Source organism: Mycobacterium intermedium (assembly GCF_002086275.1).
Taxonomy (GTDB): Bacteria; Actinomycetota; Actinomycetes; order Mycobacteriales; family Mycobacteriaceae; genus Mycobacterium; species Mycobacterium intermedium.
On record NZ_MVHT01000314.1, the window covers coordinates 1 to 463 of the forward strand.

Here is a 463-nt window from a genome sequence, read left to right on the forward strand (position 1 = left end):
CTGCCCGCACCCAGGTTGAAAAAGCCCGACGAACTACCCTCGCCGGAGTTGAAGAACCCCGACGACGGAGCACCCGTCTGGTTGAAGTAGCCGGAGCCCGCCGGGATTCCGAAGCCCATGTGGATGGGGCCGACGGTGCCGGTGATGCCGCCGAAGATCGTGTACCCCGGGCCGCCGATTGTCAGGTTCAGCTGTGGTCCGCCGATCGTTATGGTCGGAACGTTGATGGGACCGAAGTTGCCGGCGATGCCGGCACCGCTAAGAGTGACCGGTAGCTGGGGGACGGTGAACGGCGCCGTGGTGATGTCGAATGTGCCACCGGTAATCGTCAGGTGCAACGGGATTCGCATGCCGAAGTCCACGGGAATCTGGTCGATGTGAATCTCGTAGGTGACCCCGGTGATGCCTTGGGCGTCGCCGCGGATGAAGAACCCGTTGTTCATGTTGCCGGAGTTGCCGATAC

Annotated in this window: 1 pseudogene; it reads right to left on the reverse strand. The window is 62.6% G+C overall.

What is annotated here, in order from left to right:
- Positions 1 to 463, reverse strand: a pseudogene (locus BST27_RS33000) (PPE family protein); the annotation flags it as partial.